Source organism: Pseudomonas fluorescens (assembly GCF_000967965.1).
GTDB classification, from domain to species: Bacteria; Pseudomonadota; Gammaproteobacteria; order Pseudomonadales; family Pseudomonadaceae; genus Aquipseudomonas; species Aquipseudomonas grandcourensis.
The window spans coordinates 204206-222736 of record NZ_LACC01000002.1; the positions used below are offsets into that span (position 1 = coordinate 204206).

Below are 18531 nucleotides of genomic sequence, written 5' to 3' on the forward strand. Positions count from 1 at the left end.
GGGCTGCGAAGCGGCCCCAAATCCTGTGCACTCAACTCTTCAGGTAAACCACATCAACCGGTTGACGACTGCTGCGCAGCCGAGCGGGAGCAAGCTCCCTCGCCACAGAAGAACCCGTTAGCTGTGGGTTTACGCCAACACCTCACACATCCCGATCGCCGAGCAATCCACCTGGAACGGCCCGAAAACCACGCCTTCATTCCTGATCGGCGGATTGCCGGCCAGCATGCCTTGGGCATTGGCGTTTTCGATGCTGCGGGCAATGTTGTGATTGGCTTCGATGGCCCGTGCCACCGAGCCCGCCGAGCCCTGGCCGATTCCCAACAGGGAGGATCCGTTGGTCATGAACGCCAGGAAGGCGATGACCCAGAGTCTGTGCCCTTTCATGCGCCGATGACTCCCGCGAGTTCCGCCTGATCAACTCGCGCGTTTTGCCCACTGTGTTCAAACTGGATGCCGGGATGAGCGACCTGGATCGGTGCTTCGAAGGTGACTTGCGACTGGGCTGAAAGGCTGACCAGCAGCACCATGGCAAGGTAAAGACCGATCGCTACATAGGCTCCGTGTTTGGCAGAAGTGAGAATTGCGCTGGCCATGATGTTCTCCGCAGGCATGTTTCAATGCCCACAGAATCGATCAAAAAAGCCTGGGTAACCACTCAGGGTTATCCATAGTGACCATCAACTTCATTGATCATTAAGCCAGACTATTTCAGTCTTCAATAAAACTTATCAAACGCTCGCGCGCAGCCTCCGGCTCACCCGGAACAGGGTCGGCTGCCGACAGAATGGGGGTGGAATAGAGAAACAGAAGAACCAATGCCAGACGCGTCACCATGCTGCCGATCCTTGCCGTGAGGAGGGGTCAAAAAATCAGCGTCAATTTAAACGTATGGCCATGTGATATCAAGCGCGACATTGATGGCAAAATGATGCTGTCGCAAAAGCGTTATGCAGGAGCGACATCACTCTGATCATTTTCAACACCCGTGTTTCAACATCAGGGTCTTCGATCATCAGTGACTTCGCTCCTGCATAAAGGCAGGGGTTGGCGTTCAGGCCTGGGTTTTGTGATCCAGCGCGGCGTAGAAGTTGGCGCTCTGTTGCAGGTACTTCTGGGTGTAGCTCTGGGTGTGGGCTTTTTTGTCGCTGATTTCAACGTTGGCACTGGCTGGCAGCGCAACAGTGGCAGAAATGGCGGAAGCGGCAATGACAGAGAAGATGTTGAAGTTCATGGCGGTATTCCTCGGATTCAGTTGGCTTGCTTGCCCGGTGGGGCCGTGAAGCAAACTTAACCCTCGAGGGTTCGTGCCTTGAAATGCTTTGTAGCAGTACCAGATATCAGCGTCATTAATAAAAGCAGGCAGGCCCTATCAACCGGGGCCTGCGGCTTATTGACGCAGCAAAAACCTGAGGTCGCTCGGGGCGTCCATCGGCAGTTTTTGCACGGTCTTGCCCAGCAGACCGGTCCTGGCGTCGCGTTCGACGACGACAATCTGGTTGCTTTTCTGGTTGGCGATCAACAGGAACTTGCCGCTCGGGTCGAGGCTGAATTCCCGTGGATGATCGCCCTCCACCGCTCGCCGTTGCAGCTCATTGAGGTGGCTGCTCGCCGGATCGATGGCAAACACCAACAGTTGATTGGCCGTGCCACGGTTGCTGACGTAGAGGAACTTGCCGTCAGCCGAGGCATGCAACGCCGCCGCAGCCTTGTCCGAGACCGGTTGCCCAGCCGCCAGATCGACCATCTGCGTCTGTTCGAGTTGGCCGTCGTGGTAATCGAACACCGCCACTTGCGCGCTCATTTCCATGGTCAGCCAAGCGTGTTTGCCATCGGCGCTGAACAGCAGGTGGCGCGGCCCGCTGCCCGGCGGCAGTTGCACGAACGCCGGGGTGGCCGGGGTCAACGGCAGTTCTGGATTGGCCTTGGGGTCGAAGCGGTAGGCAAACACCTTGTCGGCGCCCAGGTCATTGACGAACACGTACTTGCCGTCCGGCGACGGGATGGTCGAATGCACGTGGGCCGAGGCCTGGCGCTCGGGATTGACCCGGCTCGCCGGGTGGCTGCTCATCTGTACCACCGGTTTGAGCTTGCCATCGGCCGCCACCGGCAATACCGCGAGGGTGCCGCCCGGGTCTTCGGCCACCGAATAATTGCTGACAAACAAATGGCTGCCATCGGTGCTGAGACTGGAATGGGTCGGCTCGTTGCCCAGGCTTTGCACCTGGCTGACCAGGCTCAGCGCATGGGTCTTGGGATCGATCGCGAAACTGCTGACGCGACCTACCGGATCGGCCTGGCCCGGGCCGTTTTCGTTGACCACGAACAGGTGTCGCTGATCCTTCGACAGGGTCAGCCACGACGGGTTTTCGCTCTTGATCACTTGCAGGGGGCTGGCATCGATCTGCCCGGTGCGGCTGTCGAAAGCCAGGCGATAGATGCCTTGGCTTTGACCGGCGGTGTAGGAGCCCACCAGCAGTTGATAGTCATCGGCGGATGCGACCTGGACGCCCATGGCGCCGATGCTGCCGGCCATCAACAGTGGCCAGAGGTTACGCATCGTCCTGGTCGTCATCTTCGTTGTCACCGCTGACGACATCGCCCAGGCACACCAAACGGTGTTCACCCGAGTCACCGGTGATCAACCAGCTTTGCAGCATGGTGTCGAAGGTTGCAGCCTGGATCTGCGCCGGGGTGAACTCCCAGTGTTTGGCCGCACGGCCATCCATGCATTCAACGTGCAGGTTATCAAACTCGTCGAGGGCGAATTCGAAGGCATGCAGCCCGTCGATTTCGACCATTCCGCAGTGTTCGAGGGCATTGAGCAAGGTGTCGGTTGGGGCAGTCATGGCAATCAGTCTTTAAATGAGAAAAACGCAATGATAGCTCATTGTGTCCCGATCCAATGTAGGACCGAGCCTGCTCGCGATAGCGGTATTCCTGTCGATGTAGATGTTGACGGGTAGTCCGCATTCGCGAGCAGGCTCGCTCCCACAGGGATTGTGCTTGTCTGCTACAGCGCCTCGCGGGACGACTGCCCATCCACCAGTCGCTGGATGCGCAGCGGATTGCCGTTCTTCAGCGCATCCGGCAGCAGGCTGTCCGGGTAGTTCTGGAAGCACACCGGGCGCAGGAAACGATCGATGGCCAGTGTGCCCACCGACGTACCGCGCGCATCGGACGTTGCCGGGTAAGGCCCGCCGTGGACCATCGAATCGCAGACTTCCACACCGGTCGGATAGCCATTGAGCAGGATGCGTCCGACCTTCTGTTCCAGCAACGCCGTCAGCCCGACGAACTGCTCGAAGTCTTCCGGCTCGCCAATGACGGTGGCGGTCAGCTGACCGTGCAGGCCGTTCAAGGCTGCCATCAGTTGCGCAGGATCTGCCACTTCAACCACCACCGTGGTCGGGCCGAACACTTCCTCTTGCAACACTTCATCGCCATCGAGCAGCAGGCTGACATCGGCCTTGAACAACTGTGGCTGTGCCTGCTTGCCCTGCTGCGGATTGCCGGCCAGATGCTCAACCCCCGGATGCGCGAGGAGCTTTTGCACGCCCTGGCCATAGCTGCTCAGGGTTCCGGCATTGAGCATGGTTTGCGCCGGCTGATCACCCATCATCCCGGCCACTTGCTGCACAAAGGCACTGAATGACGCTGAGCGAATGCCAATCACCAGGCCCGGATTGGTGCAGAACTGGCCGCAGCCCTGAACCACCGATGCCGTGAGGTCCCGGGCGACCGTGTCGGCCCGCGCCTGCAACGCCTGGGGCAACACGATCACCGGGTTGATGCTGGACATCTCGGCGAACACCGGAATCGGTTGCGCACGGGCTGCCGCCATGTCGCACAAGGCACGACCGCCCTTGAGCGAACCGGTGAAACCCACGGCCTGAATCGCCGGATGCTTGACCAGCGCCTCGCCGACGCCACCACCGTAGATCATGTTGAATACCCCGGCCGGCATCCCGGTTTTCTCGGCGGCGCGAATGATCGCATCCGCCACCCATTCAGCCGTGGTCATGTGACCGCTGTGGGCCTTGAACACCACCGGGCACCCGGCGGCCAGCGCCGAAGCGGTATCGCCGCCGGCGGTGGAGAACGCCAGCGGAAAGTTGCTGGCACCGAACACCGCCACAGGTCCGAGGCCGATACGGTATTGACGCAGGTCCGGACGCGGCAACGGTTGACGCTCCGGCAATGCCCGGTCGATTCGCGCACCGTAGAAATCCCCGCGACGCAGGACTTTGGCAAACAGGCGCATCTGGCCGCTAGTACGTCCACGCTCGCCTTGAATCCGCCCCGCCGGCAACGCCGTTTCGCGGCAGACCACAGCGACAAAATCATCACCGAGGGCATCCAGTTCATCGGCAATGGCCTCGAGAAACTGCGCCCGCCGCTCCGCACTCAAGCTGCGGAAGGCCGGATACGCGGCCGCCGCCGCGTTGGCCGCCGCATCGACTTCCTGCAGGGTCGCCTGATAAAAATCGTCGGGCAAGGCCTCGCCCGTCGTCGCATCGACACTCTGCAACTTGACGCTGCCGGCGGCGCTGCGTTGGCCGCCGATGTAGTTGTGTCCAAGAATCCGGGTCATGGGTAACTCCTCAAAGTGTGCCGACGGTGCCGGGTTCGAAAGCCGCTGCGACGGGTGCGATGCCGTTGATCAATGGCGCGCCGAATTCAGCCTGGGTGATCTCGAACACGTCACCCGGTTGCGTGCGAATACCGTCGGCAAAGGACAGGGTCGCCGTGCCGAAGAAGTGAATGTGCACGTCCCCCGGGCGCAGGAACTGGCTGTACTTGAAATGATGGAATTCGAGGTTGGCGAGGCTGTGGCACATGTTCGCCTCGCCACTGAGAAACTCGTTCTGCCACAGCACTTCGCCGTCGCGCAGGATGCGGCTGGTGCCCGCCAGATGCTGCGGCAGTTCGCCGACCCGCAGCTCCGGACCATAGCTGCAGCTGCGCAGTTTCGAGTGGGCCAGGTACAGGTAGTTCTTGCGCTCCATGACGTGGTCGGAGAACTCGTTGCCCACGGCAAAACCCAGGCGATACGGCTTGCCGTCGTGACCGATCACGTACAGGCCGGCGATCTCCGGCTCTTCACCGGCATCTTCGGCAAACGGCGGCAGGGGAAACGGCTGGCCGGGCCGGACGACGATGCTGCCATCGCCTTTATAGAACCATTCCGGCTGCACACCGGCTTCATCTGCCACCGGTTTACCGCCCTCCACACCCCACTTGAAGATGCGCATGGTGTCGGTCATCGCGGTTTCGTCGCCACTTTGCTGGTGCATCTTGTCCCGGGCCGACGCACTGCCCAGATGGGTCAGGCCCGTGCCGCTGACCAGCATGTGCGCCGGGTCCGCGTGGTCCAGCGGCGGCAGGATGCGTCGCTGCGTAAGCAGTTCGGTATAGTCGTGGCTGATGCCCAGCCCCAGGCTTTGTACCTGTTGCTCAAGGCTTGCGCCCGCCTCGATCGCCGCCAATGCCAGATCGCGAACGGTGCGCGCATCCTGCACTTCACGGACCAGCCCTGCCTCGACCACACCGACACGGCGTTCGCCGTTACTCAATTCGAACTGAACCAAACGCATGAATTTTCTCCTATTCCTTCAAAACACCGCAGATCCCTGTAGGAGTGAGCCTGCTCGCGATAGCGATGTATCAGTCACCGACAACATTGGATGTGCCGACGCTATCGCGAGCAGGCTCACTCCTACATTGGATTAGCGTGCACTTGCTGCAAATTGATCGGCTGGCAGGACGTGTTTGCGTTCCAGCAGGCGATAGACGACGCCAGTCAGAATCAGCCCGAACACCATCACCCCCGACAGGAAGTACAGGCCCGAAGCCAGATTGCCGGTGTATTCCTTGAGTGCACCGATCACGAATGGGCCAAGGTAGCCGCCGAGGTTGCCCACCGAGTTGATCAAGGCGATCCCCGCCGCCGCACTGGCGCCGGCGAAGAAGCGGCCCGGCAAGGTCCAGAACACCGCCGTGCAAGAGAACAATGCGAACGCCACCAGGCACAGCGCCGCCAGTTGCAGCACCGGCACCGACAGCCAGGCGCTGAGGAACAGGCCAATCGCACCCAGCACGTAAAGCACGGCGAGGTGGCCATAGCGGTCGTTCAAGCGGTCGGAACTGCGCGGAATGATCAGCAGGCCGATGATCCCGAAGATGTACGGCACCGCGGAAACGAAACCGGTCACCAGGTCGCTGCCACCGAACTGCTTGATCAGGGTCGGCAGCCACAAGCCCAGGCCATAGATACTCAGGGTTACCGGCAGGTAGAACAGCGCCAGCAGCAGGACACGCTTGTCCTTGAGGGCGTGCAACGGGTTGCCGTGACGGGTCTGGCCGTAGGCATCCAGATCCTTTTTCAGCTCTCCGCTCAGCCAGTCCTTTTCCGCCTGGTCCATCCACTTCACTTGCTGCGGGCCGTCCGGCAGGTAGCGCAGCACCGGCCATGTCAGCAGGATCGCCGGGCAGCCAATGACGATGAACAGCCACTGCCAGCCGTGCAGGCCCAACACGCCGTCCATGCCCAGCAAGCCACCGGACACCGGGCCGGTGATCATCATTGCGATGGGTTGCGACAGGATGAACAACCCGAGGATCTTGCCGCGATGGCGCACCGGGAACCATTGGGTGATGTAGTACAGAACGCCCGGGAAGAACCCGGCTTCGGCGGCGCCGAGCAGAAAGCGCATCACATAGAAGCTGTTCGGCCCCTGGACGAACGCCATGCCGATGGTGATGGCGCCCCAGGTGATCATGATCCGCGCGAACCAGCGGCGTGCGCCGAAGCGGTCGAGCATCAGGTTGCTGGGGATTTCCAGCAGGAAGTAGCCGATGAAGAACAGCCCGGCGCCAAGACCGTAGGCGGCATCGCCCAGGCCGATGTCGGCGCCCATGTGCAATTTGGCGAAGCCCACCGCGGAGCGGTCCACATAGGCGATCAGGTACAGCAGGATCAGGAAGGGAATCAGTTTCAGCGTGATGCGACGGATAAGCCGCAGTTCCTGGCTCATGAGATCGGTCTCCGATTGTTGTTGTTATAGAACCTCGGGGGACGCCTCTCGCGAAAAATTCGCCAGGGCCATTCCTCCGTTTGAGCGGACTATATAGTAATACTATTTACTCAACAACACTTCCAAAGCGCTCAATTTACGCCTATGTTACGCCTCACCTCGAACAATATAGTCATACAATAAGAGAACCGATCATGTCTGATAAGAAACCCACCCTGCGCTCCGCCCAATGGTTTGGCACGGCTGACAAGAACGGCTTCATGTACCGCAGCTGGATGAAGAATCAGGGCATCGCCGACCACCAGTTCCATGGCAAGCCGATCATCGGCATCTGCAACACCTGGTCGGAACTGACCCCGTGCAACGCGCATTTCCGCCAGATTGCCGAGCATGTCAAACGCGGGGTGATCGAGGCCGGCGGTTTTCCGGTGGAGTTTCCGGTGTTCTCCAACGGCGAATCGAACCTGCGCCCTACCGCCATGCTCACCCGCAACCTGGCGAGCATGGACGTCGAAGAAGCCATTCGCGGTAACCCGATTGACGGCGTGGTGCTGCTGACCGGTTGCGACAAAACCACCCCGGCCTTGCTGATGGGCGCCGCCAGTTGCGACGTGCCGGCCATCGTCGTCACCGGCGGGCCGATGCTCAACGGCAAGCACAAGGGCAAGGACATCGGCTCCGGCACGGTGGTCTGGCAGCTCAGCGAACAGGTCAAGGCCGGCACCATCAGCATCGACGATTTCCTCGCGGCCGAGGGCGGCATGTCCCGCTCGGCCGGCACCTGCAACACCATGGGCACCGCCTCGACCATGGCCTGCATGGCCGAAGCACTGGGCACTTCCCTGCCCCACAACGCGGCGATCCCGGCCGTGGATGCACGCCGCTATGTGCTGGCGCACATGTCCGGCATGCGTGCCGTGGAGATGGTGCGTGAAGACTTGAAGCTGTCGAAGATCCTGACCAAGGAAGCCTTCGAAAACGCCATTCGCGTCAATGCCGCTATCGGCGGTTCGACCAACGCCGTGATCCACCTGAAAGCCATCGCCGGGCGCATTGGCGTCGAGTTGGACCTGGATGACTGGACCCGTATCGGTCGCGGCATGCCGACCATCGTCGACCTGCAACCGTCCGGGCGCTTCCTGATGGAAGAGTTCTATTACGCCGGTGGCTTGCCGGCCGTGCTGCGTCGCCTCGGTGAAGCCAACCTGATCCCGAACCCGAATGCCTTGACCGTCAACGGCAAGTCCATCGGCGAGAACACCAGGGACGCGCCGATCTATGGCGAGGACGAAGTGATCCGCACCCTCGACAACCCGATCCGCGCCGACGGCGGCATCTGTGTATTGCGCGGCAACCTGGCACCGCTGGGCGCCGTGCTCAAGCCGTCCGCCGCCACGCCCGAACTGATGCAGCATCGCGGCCGCGCGGTGGTGTTCGAGAACTTCGACATGTACAAGGCGCGGATCAACGACCCGGAACTGGACGTGGATGCCGACTCGATCCTGGTGATGAAGAACTGCGGGCCGAAGGGTTATCCGGGCATGGCCGAAGTGGGCAACATGGGCCTGCCGGCCAAGCTGCTGGCCCAGGGTGTGACCGACATGGTGCGTATTTCCGATGCGCGCATGAGTGGCACCGCGTACGGCACGGTTGTCCTGCACGTCGCCCCGGAAGCCGCTGCCGGCGGACCGCTGGCCGCAGTGAAAGAAGGCGACTGGATCGAACTCGATTGCGCCAGCGGCCGTTTGCACCTGGATATTCCGGACGCCGAACTGGCCGCGCGCATGGCTGACCTGCAACCGCCGCAGAACCTGATCGTCGGTGGGTATCGCCAGCTGTACATCGACCATGTGCTGCAAGCCGACCAGGGTTGCGACTTCGACTTCCTGGTCGGTTGCCGCGGGGCTGAAGTGCCGCGTCACTCGCACTGACACTGCATACTCCACGAGGGAGCTTGCTCCCGTTGGGCTGCGAAGCAGCCCTAATGAAGGTTATCGCAATTGGTCAGTCAGACCGCGCGAACCGAATTGCGTCTGCTACGCAGCCGAGCGGGAGCAAGCTCCCTCGCCACAAAATACTCACTGATTTTGAGGCCTGATGCATCCCGCCGCGCCTGCTATCATGCGCGACACCTATTCGCACAGGACCGCGTCGCTCCCCATGGATTACCGCAAACCCTCCGACCGCAAAAGCATGCACTCGCGCATCGTCCAGGAACTGGGCATGCAGATCGTCTCGGGACGTTTCCTGCCGGACGACAAACTGCCCGCCGAAGCGCTGTTGTGCGAAGAATATGCGGTCAGCCGGCCGGTGCTGCGTGAAGCCACCCGGGTCTTGGTCGCCAAGGGCCTGGTGTATTCCCGCCCACGGGTCGGCACCGTGGTCAAGCCGCGCAAGGACTGGCACATGCTCGATCCGGACGTGCTGCACTGGTTGATGCAGAGTAGTCCGCAGAATCAGTTCTTTGACCTGCTGACCAGCGTACGCAGCATCATCGAACCGGCCGCTGCCGCCCTCGCCGCGCAATTCGCCACGGAGGCGGACATTGCCTCCATCGGTGAGGCCTACCAGCGCATGGAAGCCGCGCCGACGCCAGAGGCTCTGTTGCAGCCAGACCTGGACTTCCACAGTCGCATCGCCGATGCCACGCACAACGACCTGCTGGCCAACCTGTGCAACATGCTCTCGGTGGCCATTGCCGAAGCCTTGAAGCATTCCAACCAGCGGCCAAACCTGCATGAACTGGCGCTGCCCCGGCACAAGGCAATCCTGACCGCCATCGAAAACCGCGATGCCCTCGGCGCGCGGCATGCGACGCTGGTGCAACTGGACGATGCCCGCAGCGCGCTGAATGTCGTACTTGGCTCCGAGCTTCCCTGAGAGATATTTCGGCCGGTCACCAGGCAACACACTATTCGAGTACTCCGGTGGTAGCCGGATACCGCACTCGCCCGCGACAAACTCGCCATTCTGGCAGCGAAACGACACTTCTTTCGCTACAGAACGGTATCCGAAATGCAGAATCAATCCACCGTCCCGCCGGACGAGACTCAGGAACAACCCACACGCCCCGCTACCAGCGACGCTCCCACTCAAGCAGTCGCCCGTCGATTCGCCAGCCGACCGACGTTGCGCCAGGTCGCCGGACAAATGCTTCACGCCAGTATCCTGGAGCACTACCCGCCTCTGGCCCTGGATCTGGATGTCACCCGGCTCGCCATTCCCAACCGGACGGGAGGATGGGACCTCAAGCTATTGATCGACGTGGCCCTGGACTACCTGGGCAACAACACATCGCTGAATCTCACGGCAGAAATTGACGGACGCGTACACTTCCTCACCAACCGCGCGCCTTCGCGTCTGACCTACGAAGCGCAAGGGCCAAAGCGTCCCGACATGGGCGTTATCCAGGAAAAAATCCAGTCATTGGCGTTGACCCTGGGCACCCGGTTTCAGGATGCCTTGACGGCCTACTGGAACCAGGCGCCCGACACCAGGGTCAGCCATTGGCAATGGCTGGGTGACCTGCTGGCAAGCGGTCTGAACAGTGCGGCGAGCCTTCTTCCCGCCGCTCAACAAGATGACAGGGCCGCACTTTACGAACTGGCTCGATATCCCGACCGTCGTGAGCGCCTGGCCATCCCCCACCCTGACGGTTTTGTGCATGCCTATTGCCTGGAAACCTGTTTGATACGCAACGGCGAAAGCACGTCCTTCACCTCGCCGGACCTGCTCGTGGTGCAAGAAAGCAGGGTCTTTTTGTACCGTGTTTCAGGTCGTCTGGAGTCGTACCCGAGCATGGAGGCGTTCAATCAGGCATGGGGCCGTGAGGTGGAGCGCCAGTTCATCGCCGACAAAGTCGTCATCAAGCGTTCCGAGCCCGATGGCAATATCTTCGATACACAGGCCGCGCTGCTGCTGGAGCGCCAGTTGGAGAACCTGGACGCCATCCGGCTTCCCGCCGACCAGGGGGTTCGCGCACTGGAAGAACGCTTCGCGGCCAGTACCGACCCGACCCCTTACTTCAGCCATGCTCCGGCACCTGGCCAGCAATCTGTCGAAAAAATACGCGCGACCCTGCCCCAATGGCTCAAGGACGCCAGCGACAGCGAGCGTACCGAATATCGTCAATTGCTGGTCGAGCAGGCGCAGTTGCAACGACAGACAGGCGGCAAGTCCTTCCTCGACGGCATCGAAAACCTGCATGATTTCACCAACAACGCCTTGCGTGACCAGATGCGACTGGACCATCCAGATTCCGATTGCGAACCTGGCGATCTGCTGCTCGATTTTCATGTGGCGGCCGGTGATCTGGGCAGCGGTTTCATCACCCGCGTCCCCATGACGCTGACTGAACTGGCCATCCACAACCTCAGCGCCACGCCCTCGGGCAGCATGACCATCACGGACAAGACCGGCAAAGCCGTCCCGTCCTGGCTGAGCGCCGACTACATCCTGGGTGAAAAAGGTCTGTTCAGCAGCACCGAAGGGCTGATCAGCCGGGTGAACATCGGCGAACGTTACCCGCATACCCTCAAAACCCTGCTGCTCGAAGACAACAGCGAATCGCAACGTCGCGAAATCCGGTTTGGCCAGGCGCTCAAAGCACACCTGCCGCTTCAGGCGCTGGAACACACGATCCGCGGCGAGCACGGACTGAGCTTCGAGGGATACCGATATGTAAAGGCCGTCTTGCACCCCCATGCACCCGAGCGCGTCGTCGATGGTCAGGACATCGTCGTCCGCGCGCTTGCCTTTACCCGCAAGGCCGGCGCGACCGCCGATGTCGTCGACAACATGTTCATCATTGAGCCGCGCGACACCGACATCGGCCCGCACATCCTGTATCGGCCCGTGTACCAGGACGCCTTGCAGCAATTCTCCAGCCGTGAAGCATTGCTCAACGCCGTTGCACAAGTCGGCCCCCTGCAAGACAGTGTACTGAGTTGGCTGCCGGACAGGGCCCGGCCGATCTACAGCAATGACGGATTCAACAGCCCCCACATCCTTCGTTTCGGCCCGGGAGACGAAACCGTCCGTTGGGAAAAACCGGAGCCCGCACAGTTGGCTCAGGGCTCCAGCACCGATGAAGAACCTGGTTCGCTGGTACAGGCGCAGGCCACCGGGAATCTGATGCAGTACCTCTACGCCAGCAACGCACGGGCGCTCATTGACCTGGCTGACAGAGAGTCGGTTTCCAACGCTGAAAACCGCTGGGCCATCGTGCGCGAGGGCGGCTGGTTGCTGTTCAACGCCTTGCTCCTGCCAGTGCTTCGTGGCCCGGCGATGCTGGCCGGCTGGATGCTGCAGCTGGCCGTAGCCCTGAAAAGCGATGTGACGGCGCTGCATAGCAATGACCCGACCACCAGGGAACTGGCCTGGGTCGATCTGCTGCTCAATGTCGGTTTGATCCTGTTGCATGTATCGTCCCGACCCCATCCGCCCGGGCTTTCGACACCAGCACCCCGGCCGGCAGAGCCGCCAGCGCGCCTCGCCCGCCTGCGTCGTCCCCCCCAGGATGTCGCTCCTGCGACCGCCGTCATCGAGCAAGGTGTGGTCGGCTTGCCCGCAGAACCGCCGGCCTCTGACCACACCCGGATCGATTTCATTCACTCCACCGCCAGGGATTCCTCAAGCCAGCGCCTGTTGAATGCATTGCTCGAGCTCAAGGTCGCCTGGCCCGTCCAGGTGCCCGCCCCCGTTGAAATCGGCATGTTCAAGGGGCTGTACCGTATCGACCATCAATGGCATGCCTCGCTGGGCGGATTGTTGTTCAAGGTCAGTATCGTTCCAGGGTTCGGCGACGTTTACATCATTCACCCCGAAAAGCCGCTCCATCCCGGCTTCAAGCTCAAGACCGACGGACAAGGCAGATGGTCGCTGGACACGGGCCTGAAGCTGCAGGGCGGTGGTCCCAAGAATCGACTCAAAGCCAAACTGGCGGAATTAGACAAGAAACGTGAGCAAGCCACCGTCGAGGTCAACCGAATCGGTGGCACCGTATCGACGCTGGCAAGACAGGCAAAGGAAATGGACCGGCAACTGGAAGCCGCAAGAATCGCGTACGACAGCGCCGACAACGAACTGCAAACCGCCCGCATACGGCTTCGCGCATCGCCCGAGGATCAGGCCCTCCAGGGCGACCATCGGCTCAAGGCCATTGATCGATCCCGCAGCCGACTGGATTTCCAGGTATTGCAGGAAAGAGATCAGGTCATTGTCGATCAGTTGATCCAGGCCCGTCGCGATTTGATCCAGGCCTATCGACAACTCAAGGACGTTGACGTGCGCTTCGAATACGAGGCAAAAGCGATCGGCGAGTACACCGCGATCCTGTCCTCCTACGGACTGAGGATCTATCGGCTGGCGACCCTCTACCTGGCCAGCTTCGTTTCCGAGCAAGGCGAGTCGCTGATCGAGTTGCAACACAACAGCAATGACATCGAAACCGCCCAGCGCATGTACGACCTTCTGGAAAACCTTTTTGCCGCCTCCGAGCGACATACCCAGGCAATCATCACGCAGGATGGGGTTCTGACAGAGCTTGCGCAGGACTTCAAGACCGGGCCGGCACAACGCCTGAAATACCTCAAAAGCCATCCTGACCGAAGGTTTTCCAACCGAGTCACCGCCTTCCTCGAGTCGCTCGACGTACTCAATATCTTGAGCATCGACACCACCGTCGAGGCGAAAACCCCGCAGGAGCAGTACTTTCTCAAGGTTCATGAAGACCGTCTGGGCGCCATGTCAGCGCTCGAAGACTCCCATCTGGAGCTGCTGAGCACGGATGGCTTTACCTCCCAGGAGCGCAAGGACGTCCTGATCAACCTGATCAGGCACTACAAAAGACGCCTGCAGATCAACACTTCACTGCTGGAGCTTGAGTCGCCGTTGATCCGACCCCGCTATATGGCGCTGCTGATGGAGCGTCTGGAGATCGTACGGGACAATGCCGAGAGCGAACTGGCCGATCTGCTGCGCGAGGACGAATTTCTGCCGGTATTGCCCGCCCCCCTCAAACCCGTCAAAGCACCGTCGAAGACCAAACGGGTGTTCAAGTCACGGGATAACGGCGCCCTGGTGGGAGAGCTGGAACCGGCGAGCACTGGCATGCCGTTTCCGACAATCGTCACCCGAAACCCGGTCACCCTCCAGGTCAGTGGACGGTTCATGGAGCACCCCAATGAGGGGTGGGTCGAAATTGTCGAAGCCGCGCCGGTGCGGCCTGTGCACGCCGCGCAACCGCGTACTGTTGCCGCGCTACGCACGGAGGGGCAGCGACTGATCGACGAAATCCCCGCCATTGAGCGTTCAATCGAATTTCAGAAAAGAAAGCTCAGTGATCCGCAACGGCGGGATGAACTCAACCCCCGCGACTGGAGCGATATGCTGGAACACCAGGCCGAACGGATCGAAACGCTGGCCAGCGAACTGGAGCACGCCCAGCCAGGCAATCCGCAAATCAGCAACGAGCTTGAATCATTGCGCAACACCGCCAGCGAAACCCGGCTCAAAGGCCAGCAACATTGCATCGAGGGATACAAGGCCCAACGACCCCGACAGGAAAGCATCGAGTACCTTCGCGATCGCCAGGCGGTGGACATCGGGCTGGTACAGGCACTCAAGCGGACGGCCGCCAAAGACTATCTGACGGAATTCGCCATTCGGGAGAAAAACTCGGAGACGGTGCTGTGGTACGCGCATTTCCACTACGCCCAGGCGAACAGCGCGCCCTCGACCTACACCATCGCCCACCTCAAACGCCCCGAACATCGCTTCATGACCCTCAAGGATCTGATTGCCCAAGCCGGGCCGGACAACAAGGTGATCATCCGCGACCTCTACAGCCCCATTACCCCACCACGGGATCAAAGGCTGTTCCTGGACCTGCTGCCTGTTCGTTAGTCGAGTCGACAGCTGCGAATTACGCCGCCAGAAACGTCGAAAGCCGCGCCTTTTCAGGTCGCGGCTTTCGGTGTCAGAGCAACGAAACGGTCAGTGGGCGAACAACGAGTTGCCCTTCTGCCCCGCCAGTTTCTCCGGTTTGATCAGGAACCGCGCCAGTGCCGGCAACAGCCACAGCGCACCGAACATGTTCCACAGCAGCATGAAGGTCAGCATCAGGCCCATGTCGGCCTGGAACTTGATGGCCGAGAAGATCCAGGTGCACACGCCGATGGCCAGGCACAGTCCGGTGAACAACACCGCCTTGCCGGTGGACTTCAGCGTCTGGTAGTACGCCTCTTGCAGCGGCAGCCCGGCACGCAGGAAGCTTTCCAAGCGGCTGTAGATGTAGATGCCGTAGTCCACGCCGATACCCACCCCGAGCGCAACGACCGGCAGGGTCGCGACCTTCACGCCGATGCCCATGAAGGCCATCAGGGCATTGCCGAGTACCGAGGTCAGCACCAGCGGCAGCACGATGCACAAGGTCGCCGCCCACGAACGGAAGGTGATCAAGCACATGACCGCCACACAGATGTACACCAGGATCAGGATGGTCAGTTCGGACTTCTTGATCACCTCGTTGGTGGCTGCCTCGATCCCGGCGTTACCGGCAGCGAGGATGAACTCCAGGCCTTCCTTGTTGTTTTCCTTGGCGAATTCCTGCACCGCATGCACCGCGCGATCCAGGGTCTCGGCCTTGTGATCGTTGAGGAACACCAGCACCGGCGCCAGGGAGCAGCTGTTGTTGTACAGGCCGTCAGCGCGGGCAATAGAGTTGTTCAGCACGTCAGGGTTACGCGACAGGGTTTCCCATTTCAGGTTGCCCTCGTTCATGCCCTTGATCATTTGCTTGGACACGGTCACCAGGGAAATCGCCGACTGCACGCCCTCGGTGTTCTGCATCTTCCACATCAGCTCGTCGATCGGCGCCATGGCTTCGTAGCGCGAGCAGCCTTCGGACTTGGTCTTGACCATCACCACCAATACGTCGGAGCTGGTGGAGTAGTTGTTGATGATGAAGTTGTTGTCCTTGTTGTAGCGCGAGTCCGGACGCAGCTCCGGGGCACCCTGGTCGAGGTCGCCGATTTTCAGGTTCTGGCTGTACCACAGGCCGCCGCCAAAGGCGATCAGCGCCAGCAGAACGGAAACCGGGGCCACTTTCGCACTGGCGAAGTTCGACAGCAGGCGCCAGAACGGGTGTTCGCGCACCGCATCTTTCTTGCTGCGGTCGACGGCACGCTTGCTGATGCCGACATAGGAAATCGCCACCGGCAGCAGGATCAGGTTGGTGAACACGATCACCGCCACGCCGATGGACGCGCCGATGGCCAGCTCACGGATCACACCGATATCGATGATCAGCAGCGTGATGAAACCCACCGCATCCGCGAGGATCGCGATCATCCCCGGCAGGAACAATTGACGGAAGGTGCGACGCGCTGCCGTCAGGGCGTTGTCCGCCTCGCTCGATTGCAGGGCGATCCCGTTGATCTTTTGCACGCCGTGGGAAATACCGATGGCGAAGATCAGGAACGGCACCAGCATCGAATAGGGGTCGAGCCCGAAGCCGAAGAAGTGCATCAGGCCCAGTTGCCAGACCACCGCCACCAGCGTCGTGCTCAACACGGCGACGGTACTGCGCAGGCAGTTGGTGAACCACAGCAGGAGGATCAGGGTGATGACGAAGGCGATGCCGAAGAACATCACCACCATCACCAGGCCATCGATCAGGTCACCGACTTTCTTGGCGAAACCGACGATGTGGATCTTCACGTTCGGGTTCTGCGCTTCGAACTTGGTGCGGATCTTGTCCTCAAGCTCGTGGGAGAACTGGCGATAGTCCAGCGCCAGCAGCTTGCCCTGGTCCTGCGGGTCCGGGTAGGACTCCAGCAACGGAATGTCGACGATGCTCGACTTGAAGTCGTTGGACACCAACCGCCCGACCTGACCGGACTTGAGTACGTTGTTGCGCAGCAAGTCGAGGCTGGCCTGGGAGCCGTTGTAGCTCTGCGGAATCACTTCGCCGCCGGCGAAGCCCTCTTCGGTCACTTCGGTCCAGCGAACGCTCGGGCTCCACAGCGACTTGAGGCCGGAACGGTCGACACCGGAGATGTAGAACACCTCGTCGTTGATCTGACGCAGGGTCTCCATGTACTCCTTGGAGAAGATGTCGCCATCGGTGGCTTCCACCGAGATCCGCACGGTGTTGCCCAGGTTCGCTAGATCGTTGCGGTGCTCCATCATCTTCTGGATGAAGGGGTGCTCCAGCGGGATCATTTTTTCGAAGCTGGTGGACGGACGGATCAGCGTCGCCTGCCAGAACAGGAAAATACTGACCAGCAGACAGATCGTGATCACTGCCGGGCGGTTGTTGAAGATCAGGCGCTCGAGGAACGTCGCCTTGTCCTGGTGATGAGTACTCAAGGAAGTCATAGCTCCGCCTTCTTATTATTAACCCGGCTCATTTGCCCGACTCGGTGCCGTTCGGCGAAGTGACGCGAACGCCGCCCTGCCCGGCCAGAACCAGATTGCCATTGCCTGCCGCCGTCACTGCCGAGACCGAAATACGGTCCGGACGGTTGACCACCTTGAAGGTTTCGCCATTGTCGCTGCTGCGAATCACCGAGCCGCCGTTGCCGACGATCACGATGGAACCGTCATCGAGCAGCGTGCCGCCGGACAGCCCGAACTCCAGGTCGCCACGTTCAGCCTTGAGCTCGACCTGGTCCCAGGTGGTGCCGAAATCCGTGGAACGGTAAAGGTTGCCGCGCAGTCCGTAGGCCAGCAGCGTATTGGGCTGCGCCGTGCCGATCACGCCGAACAGCGAGCCTTCGTACGGACCTTCGAGCTTCTCCCAGGTCTGGCCCCAGTCCGCGGAGCGGAACATGCTGCCCTGCTCGCCGACGATGAACAGCCCGGCGTCCTTGACCGCGGCAATCGCGTTCAGGTGGTACTGGTCTTCGTTGTCCAGGCGGTCGCTGGCGTCTTCCCAATGCTTGCCACCGTCGGTGGTTTCCATCAGCGAGCCGTAAGCGCCCACGGCAAAGCCGCTGTCGACGTCCTTGAACCAGACATCGAGCAGCGGCGATTCGCGTTTCAGATCTTCGAATTGCTTGGTCCAGGTCGCGCCGCCGTCCTCGCTGGCGAGGATCTGCGCGTCATGGCCGACGGCCCAGCCGTGCTTGTCGTCGACGAAAAACACCGACGTCAGCAGGGCCCGGGTCGGGACCTTGGCCTGGGCCCAGGTAGCGCCCTGGTCATCGGAGTACAGGATGTGCCCACGATCCCCGACCGCCACCAGGCGCTTGCCGGCGTGGACGACATCGAGCATCAGGCTTTTGGCAGCCTTGGCAGATTCAATGGAATAAACAACGTCGGATGCTGGCGCCGACGCGGCCAGCGCAGGCGCCGACAGCATGGCAGAGCCCAACAGCGAGAGCGCTGTGGCCAGCAACGCGAATTTGCGTAGTGCCGGCGGGCGGCAGATACCCACACCCATGACAGGCTCACTCATAAACCTTCCCCCATTATTATTGTTAGGTCGTTC

The 18531-nt window shown here is 61.0% G+C and carries 14 protein-coding genes; 3 read left to right on the top strand and 11 right to left on the bottom strand.

Annotated elements, in window-relative coordinates; genetic code table 11:
* Positions 1-129 precede the first annotated feature (129 nt).
* From VC35_RS00870 to VC35_RS00905, 9 genes are all read right to left on the bottom strand, one after another.
* Positions 130-387, bottom strand: a complete 258-nt coding sequence (locus VC35_RS00870) for a hypothetical protein (protein WP_046037176.1) — start codon at positions 385-387, stop codon at positions 130-132.
* A complete protein-coding gene (locus VC35_RS00875) occupies positions 384-596 on the bottom strand; it encodes a hypothetical protein (RefSeq protein WP_046037430.1) in 213 nt (70 codons plus the stop codon). The genes VC35_RS00870 and VC35_RS00875 overlap by 4 nt, the downstream gene beginning before the upstream one ends.
* Before the next feature lie 115 nt (positions 597-711).
* Positions 712-837, bottom strand: a complete 126-nt coding sequence (locus VC35_RS29815) for a hypothetical protein (RefSeq protein ID WP_259674415.1) — start codon at positions 835-837, stop codon at positions 712-714.
* Positions 838-1054: 217 nt separating this feature from the next.
* Positions 1055-1234 (bottom strand): hypothetical protein, encoded by a 180-nt coding sequence (locus VC35_RS00880; protein WP_007979950.1) that lies wholly within the window; start codon positions 1232-1234, stop codon positions 1055-1057.
* 156 nt (positions 1235-1390) lie between these two features.
* Positions 1391-2560 (bottom strand): lactonase family protein, encoded by a 1170-nt coding sequence (locus tag VC35_RS00885; protein ID WP_046037177.1) that lies wholly within the window; start codon positions 2558-2560, stop codon positions 1391-1393.
* Complete coding sequence (locus tag VC35_RS00890) at positions 2553-2849, bottom strand: DUF5629 family protein (RefSeq protein ID WP_046037178.1); 297 nt, start codon at positions 2847-2849, stop codon at positions 2553-2555. Before VC35_RS00890 ends, VC35_RS00885 begins: the two co-directional genes overlap by 8 nt.
* 164 nt (positions 2850-3013) lie before the next feature.
* On the bottom strand, positions 3014-4594 hold the full coding sequence (locus tag VC35_RS00895; protein WP_046037179.1) for an aldehyde dehydrogenase (NADP(+)): 1581 nt from the start codon (positions 4592-4594) through the stop codon (positions 3014-3016).
* A 10-nt stretch (positions 4595-4604) separates the two neighbouring features.
* A complete protein-coding gene (gene araD1 / locus VC35_RS00900; RefSeq protein ID WP_046037180.1) occupies positions 4605-5597 on the bottom strand; it encodes an AraD1 family protein in 993 nt (330 codons plus the stop codon).
* A gap of 132 nt (positions 5598-5729) precedes the next feature.
* Positions 5730-7037, bottom strand: a complete 1308-nt coding sequence (locus VC35_RS00905) for an MFS transporter (protein ID WP_046037181.1) — start codon at positions 7035-7037, stop codon at positions 5730-5732.
* Positions 7038-7231: 194 nt separating this feature from the next.
* Here VC35_RS00905 and VC35_RS00910 point away from each other — a divergent pair, with 194 nt between their 5' ends.
* From VC35_RS00910 to VC35_RS00920, 3 genes are all read left to right on the top strand, one after another.
* Positions 7232-8968, top strand: a complete 1737-nt coding sequence (locus VC35_RS00910; RefSeq protein ID WP_046037182.1) for an IlvD/Edd family dehydratase — start codon at positions 7232-7234, stop codon at positions 8966-8968.
* Between the two features lie 229 nt (positions 8969-9197).
* Complete coding sequence (locus tag VC35_RS00915) at positions 9198-9917, top strand: FadR/GntR family transcriptional regulator (RefSeq protein WP_046037183.1); 720 nt, start codon at positions 9198-9200, stop codon at positions 9915-9917.
* A gap of 135 nt (positions 9918-10052) precedes the next feature.
* Complete coding sequence (locus tag VC35_RS00920; protein WP_185754723.1) at positions 10053-14942, top strand: dermonecrotic toxin domain-containing protein; 4890 nt, start codon at positions 10053-10055, stop codon at positions 14940-14942.
* 90 nt (positions 14943-15032) lie between these two features.
* Here VC35_RS00920 and VC35_RS00925 read toward each other — a convergent pair whose 3' ends face one another.
* A complete protein-coding gene (locus VC35_RS00925; RefSeq protein WP_046037185.1) occupies positions 15033-17417 on the bottom strand; it encodes an efflux RND transporter permease subunit in 2385 nt (794 codons plus the stop codon).
* A gap of 28 nt (positions 17418-17445) precedes the next feature.
* Complete coding sequence (locus VC35_RS00930) at positions 17446-18498, bottom strand: WD40/YVTN/BNR-like repeat-containing protein (protein WP_046037186.1); 1053 nt, start codon at positions 18496-18498, stop codon at positions 17446-17448.
* Positions 18499-18531: the final 33 nt, after the last annotated feature.